4 protein-coding genes are annotated in these 4866 nt (G+C 58.8%); 1 reads left to right on the plus strand and 3 read right to left on the minus strand.

Annotation, left to right across the window (positions count from 1 at the left end; genetic code table 11):
• Window positions 1-136 precede the first annotated feature (136 nt).
• Window positions 137-364 (plus strand): DUF1127 domain-containing protein, encoded by a 228-nt coding sequence (locus tag ACLHHB_RS16450; protein WP_410219363.1) that lies wholly within the window; start codon window positions 137-139, stop codon window positions 362-364.
• Window positions 365-1480: 1116 nt separating this feature from the next.
• Here ACLHHB_RS16450 and ACLHHB_RS16455 read toward each other — a convergent pair.
• The 3 genes from ACLHHB_RS16455 to ACLHHB_RS16465 all read right to left on the minus strand — a co-directional run bounded on the left by ACLHHB_RS16455 (window position 1481) and on the right by ACLHHB_RS16465 (window position 4508).
• Window positions 1481-2230: a sulfite exporter TauE/SafE family protein gene (locus tag ACLHHB_RS16455; protein ID WP_410219364.1), complete on the minus strand. Its 750-nt coding sequence runs from the start codon at window positions 2228-2230 to the stop codon at window positions 1481-1483.
• Between the two features lie 455 nt (window positions 2231-2685).
• On the minus strand, window positions 2686-3039 hold the full coding sequence (locus tag ACLHHB_RS16460) for a c-type cytochrome (RefSeq protein ID WP_410219365.1): 354 nt from the start codon (window positions 3037-3039) through the stop codon (window positions 2686-2688).
• Window positions 3040-3092: 53 nt separating this feature from the next.
• Window positions 3093-4508 (minus strand): PQQ-dependent sugar dehydrogenase, encoded by a 1416-nt coding sequence (locus ACLHHB_RS16465; RefSeq protein WP_410219366.1) that lies wholly within the window; start codon window positions 4506-4508, stop codon window positions 3093-3095.
• Window positions 4509-4866 lie beyond the last annotated feature (358 nt).

Raw genomic sequence — 4866 nt, forward strand, 5'->3', positions numbered from 1 at the left:
GCATGCATTTGCTGCATGGCAGCATTGGCAAAACCGTACGTTGTGCACAGGCGGCAAAACCTCCATCTTTGGATCAACGAAACGCCGGGCCATCCGGGAACGGCGCAGACGAGACGAACCAGAAGGACTTGAGACAATGGCTGTTATCGCCCAAGCACACAGCGCCTCTGCCGAAGCCGGCCTGCGTGGCCGCCTGCTGGGCGCGATCCAGCGGATGCAGGACAACCGCGCCCGCCGTGCCGTATACCGCCAGACCGTGCGTGAACTCAATGCGCTGACCACCCGCGATCTGGACGATCTGGGGATCAACCGCTCGATGATCACCCGTCTGGCCCATGAAGCGGCCTGGGGCTCGGCACAGTAAGAATTCGGTTTCCCGGTCCTTTCCTCCTCCCTGGACCGGGACTGGCGACATCCCCCTCCTCCTCCCTGGGGATGTCGCCCAAAGATCGCGGGAACCTGATCCTCCTCCCCGGGTTCTGCGTGAAAGCGGCGGCCTCGCTCCTCCTCCCAGAGGTCGCCGCATCCTCCATAGCCGCCCCATCTGCGGCACATCGATGCGCCGGGTCCTCTCCTCCTCCCTCCCGGATCCGGCGTTCGCGGTGAAAGCCCTCCTCCTCCCTGGCTGACACCGGGTCCGCGAGGTTCAGGAGGTCGAAAGCACTGTGGAGAAGCAAGCGCCTTTATAGGCTGCTGCGACCCCTGCTAAAGCAGGCAGATGTCAACCAATGTTATTTGACAAGGGGATCCGGCATAAGCTCCTGTCAAATGCCGCCTTGCTAATGAATTGTCTCGCCAGCGGCTGCCTCACTGACCAGAAGAGCAACGCCGTTTCTTCCGGATAAGCAAGATGGCAGAGCCTGTTCTTTGCATCCCTCCCCAAACACTGTCATTAGCCTCACCCTCAGGTTTCGTTTTGTTTTAAAGATACTGCTTTCCGATGAAACACTCCTGCAGCCCCAATCAGCTTGCTGTGATGATCATGCCCTCTACGACCGGGGCGCCAGCGCCAGCCCTCATTTCCACTGCGCATACTGGCTGAAGGCAAGCAACGGAGTCAGCCCATCTAAATCTCTTATCCATGTACTTGAGAAATTGGTTGGGAGGTGTTCGAGAAGCTACCGCTGAAGCAGATAGTGCGGGCTTAGACCGAACAGATGCCTTGGGCCTACTGAACACACTCCAATTTCTTGTGCCGGCCTTCCTGTTTTCCATAAAGCATGGTATGCCAAGATCTTATTTGCATCGAGGGCCGGTTCAAGGACTGGAATCTCAGCGCAGGCGACTGCACGTGGAGCAGCGATACCGCTGCACCCTCGAAGCGAGCCTGTCTTCGCGATGCATATGATAATCGGTGAGGCAGCCTTTCGACGCTAGCGCTTCCGCAGGTCCAAGACCACAAGGCCGCCCTTGTGTCATTCACGTTCTTGGTGCTGCACGCTTCGGCTTTCCACTCTGTCCGGAATGACAGAGTATTCGTTCAACGCAGGAAAAACGCTGCGGTCATTGACGCACCGACGGCTGTGATGAACAGGCGCAACCAGTCTATTTGCACGATCCGCCGACTGAGGCTTGCTCCGATGTAGCCTCCGACCGCAGCGCTCAGTGCCAGAACTACGGCTTGCTCCCACGCAATCAGATCGGCCAGAACGAATGTCACTGACGAGACCAGCGACAGAAGCGCCGAAAGGATGTTCTTTAATCCGTTCATCCCGTGCAGGTTGACATAGCCGATCAATCCGAATGCGGCCAGCAGCATGATCCCCAGTCCGCCGTTGAAGTAGCCGCCATAGATCGAGACGGCGAGAATGGCAGCCGCAGATAATACCGGCCCCGCGTTGCCGCCCCCCCGCCTGTGGATAGTGGAAAGAAGGTATGGTCCGGTTGCAAACAACGCCGTTGCCAGCAGCAGAAGCCAAGGAACAATGCCCATGAAGGCGTCCCCCGGCGTGATGATCAGAAGCAGGGCGCCGATGATGCTGCCTGTCACTGCAACGGCTGCGATCCACCTCAGGCCAAGCGACCCTTCGGCCTTCAGGTCCTGACGGAAGCCCCATGCACCCGTCACATATCCTGGCAGAGCACTGAAGGTCGCCGTCGCGTTGGCGCTGACCGGCGGAACGCCGAGATAGATCAGCACTGGGAGGCTGATAAAGGTCCCTCCGCCCGCGACTGCATTCAAGACGCCTGCTGCAGCACCTGCAGCGATTAGAAGTATCAATTCGATCATGATGCAGCGTCCTGGAAGAGGTACCGTGAAGGTCATGCCTCAGCACGGATTCACTGGAAATGCAAAGGCCACCTTGAGCAACCACGGTACCGTCCCGAAAGGACATGCCGTGGCAAGGTGCACCGGCCTTTCCTTGCGTACGGCACCCGACCAAAGATGTGGCCAATCGAAGTTGTTCCAAACACTGAAGGCAGCCTGTCCGTTTCTGTTTCGCACGATTGCAGGCCACTATCTGACAGAACCGCAGCCGCAGCGAGACTGATACCAATTGAATGCTGAATTGTGACCCTGCAATGGTGCTGGTGAGGCAAAAATGCGGAAGCTGCAGCTTCCGCCCGCCAGATGACAGAGGTTCCGCCCCACTGGTTGACCAGGCTTTTCCAGACCTCGGCAGTGGCCACCCGATCGGGGGCCTTCTTAAGATGAAATGGCCGCACGCCTGGCAGACGCGCCGGTCAGTCCGGCATCTTGTAGCTGGTTTCGATAGAAGCATACCAGGCCGCAAGGCGGGCGATGTCTTCATCACTGAGGTCGCGGGCGATAATGGTCATCTGTGGATCCTCGCGCCGCTCAGCCCGGAAATCCTGCAATTGCTTGGACAGATAGTCCGAATTCTGTCCGCCGATGTTCGGGATCATCGGATTGGTTCCTACCCCGTCGAGTCCGTGACAGACACGGCAGGTTTGGGCCAGTGCGCGACCCTCTTCGGCCGGACCTCCGCCGGCAGTGGGGCTGGTGGCCTGTGCCAATGCCGCGCTGCCACTTAGGGACAGTGTGGCAAAAACGGCCGTGCAAAAGGATGAAGTCATTCTTATAGCTCCCCCATGGAACTTCGGGGCGGCCTTCGCCACCCCGAGCAGGATCAGTTGGCCGGCGCCTCGCTTGCCTCGGCTTCATCGTTGTCGCCGTCGCCCGCAGCTTCGGCTTCGTCAGGGCCGGTTCCTGCACCAGGAGCGGCAGCCGTATCAGACGAAGCTGATGGGGCTTCCGCCGCCCCGGGCTGCTCCGCCGACCGGGTATTGATGGACTCGCCGCCGGTATAGGCGATCCGCCAGATCGCGCCTGCGAAATCGTCGGAAATCAGCATTGATCCGTCCGGTAGGAAAGCGACGTCCATGGGCCGGCCGCGGTATTCCCCCGTCTCCTTGTTCAGCCACCCATCAGCAAAGACCTCTGTACCAGCGGCGGTACCGTCAGCGTTGAGGCGAGTGAACATGACCCGTGCGCCAACAGGCTCGGTCCGGTTCCAGCTGCCATGCTGCGCCGAGAAAATTCCGCCATGGAAGTCTTCCGGGAAGGAGTTGCCGCGATAGAAGCTCATGCCGAGGTCGGCGGCATGAGCGTCCATCTCGACCTGCGGCTCGGTAAAGCTGACGCCCTCGGGGCGCGGGACATCCTTAAAGTCCTCGATCTCAACATTGGAGTTTGTCCAAGGAAAGCCGAAGTGCTGACCTGCCTCGATCTGACGGTTCAATTCACCGGGCGGAATATCGTCACCCATCCCGTCAACCTGATTGTCGGTGAACCAGAGATCTCCGTTGGCAGGATTGAAGTCATGTCCGACGGAGTTCCGGATGCCCCGGGTAAAAACCTCCCGCTCGCTGCCGTCGGTATTCATGCGAATGATGCCGCCGATGCCGGCTTGATCATACTTCTCCAGTTTCTCCATCGGCTGCACGTTATACGGCTGGCCGAGCGAGATATAAAGCTTGCCGTCCGGCCCGATGCGGCAGACCCGCGCCGTATGATTGAAGCTTTCTTCTTCGGGTGGAACGAGTTCGCCTTGGGCCACGACAACATCCACCGCAGGGTCCGGCCCTTCAAAGAAAAACTCTGCGGCTGGAAAGCTCAGCACGCGGTTTCGTTCGGCAACATACAGAAAGCCGTCTGGCGAAAAGCAGGGGCCATTCGGGATGTCGAAAGTGAGCGAGGGTGCGAAATCCTTTACCTCGTCTGCCACACGGTTCCGATCCCGGTCAACAACCGACCAGACTTTGTCCTTGCGTGTGCCGACAAAGACAACCGTGCCTTGCGGCGCCACCGCCATCGAACGGGCGTCTGGCACCACTGCATAAAGACTGGCCTCGAAACCATCAGGCACCTTGATATGCGGCAGAACCGCCTTGAGCGACTCGGCTGTTGCACCAGTCTGTTCAATGTTGGTGAACGTCGAGTCGGTGCGCTGCATGCCTTGCAGCGTTTGCAGGTTGTCCTGAGCAACGGCCGGCATTGCAAGCCCCGTCGTCAGAAGCAGTCCGCAAAGTTTTGCGCGTTTCATTTGTTTTCCTCCCTGATGCAGTCTTGTCTTCAGGCTAGTGTGCAAGGCGTCCCCTCCCAAGGCACTTGCACCCTCTCGGACAGCGATCGGCTGAACCCACACGGCGAATCTGCTCGCTTCGACTGCTCCCCTGCGCCTGTGCGTGAATGATCAATCTTTGCGATTTCTTTTCAACATATTTGTTTCCGCAAGGGGCGAGATCAAAGGATCTGGGCGTTGCTGAAGCAGTTCGTTTCGAGAGCCAATCTGGCTCGGCAGCACCATCATCAGAATTGCCCGGCTGCTAAAACCCGTGCCGGCAAGGGATCGGCCTTATTCTAAGGTTGGCATTCAAGCTCCAAGACCTGTCGGATCCACC

Source organism: Paracoccus sp. (in: a-proteobacteria) (genome assembly GCF_046462195.1).
Taxonomy (GTDB): Bacteria; Pseudomonadota; Alphaproteobacteria; order Rhodobacterales; family Rhodobacteraceae; genus Paracoccus.

Coding starts and splice junctions, on each gene's coding strand:
- ACLHHB_RS16450 (WP_410219363.1), top strand. CDS start 137: ATGGCTGTTATCGCCCAAGCACACAGCGCCTCTGCCGAAGCCGGCCTG.
- ACLHHB_RS16455 (WP_410219364.1), bottom strand. CDS start 2,230: ATGATCGAATTGATACTTCTAATCGCTGCAGGTGCTGCAGCAGGCGTC.
- ACLHHB_RS16460 (WP_410219365.1), bottom strand. CDS start 3,039: ATGACTTCATCCTTTTGCACGGCCGTTTTTGCCACACTGTCCCTAAGT.
- ACLHHB_RS16465 (WP_410219366.1), bottom strand. CDS start 4,508: ATGAAACGCGCAAAACTTTGCGGACTGCTTCTGACGACGGGGCTTGCA.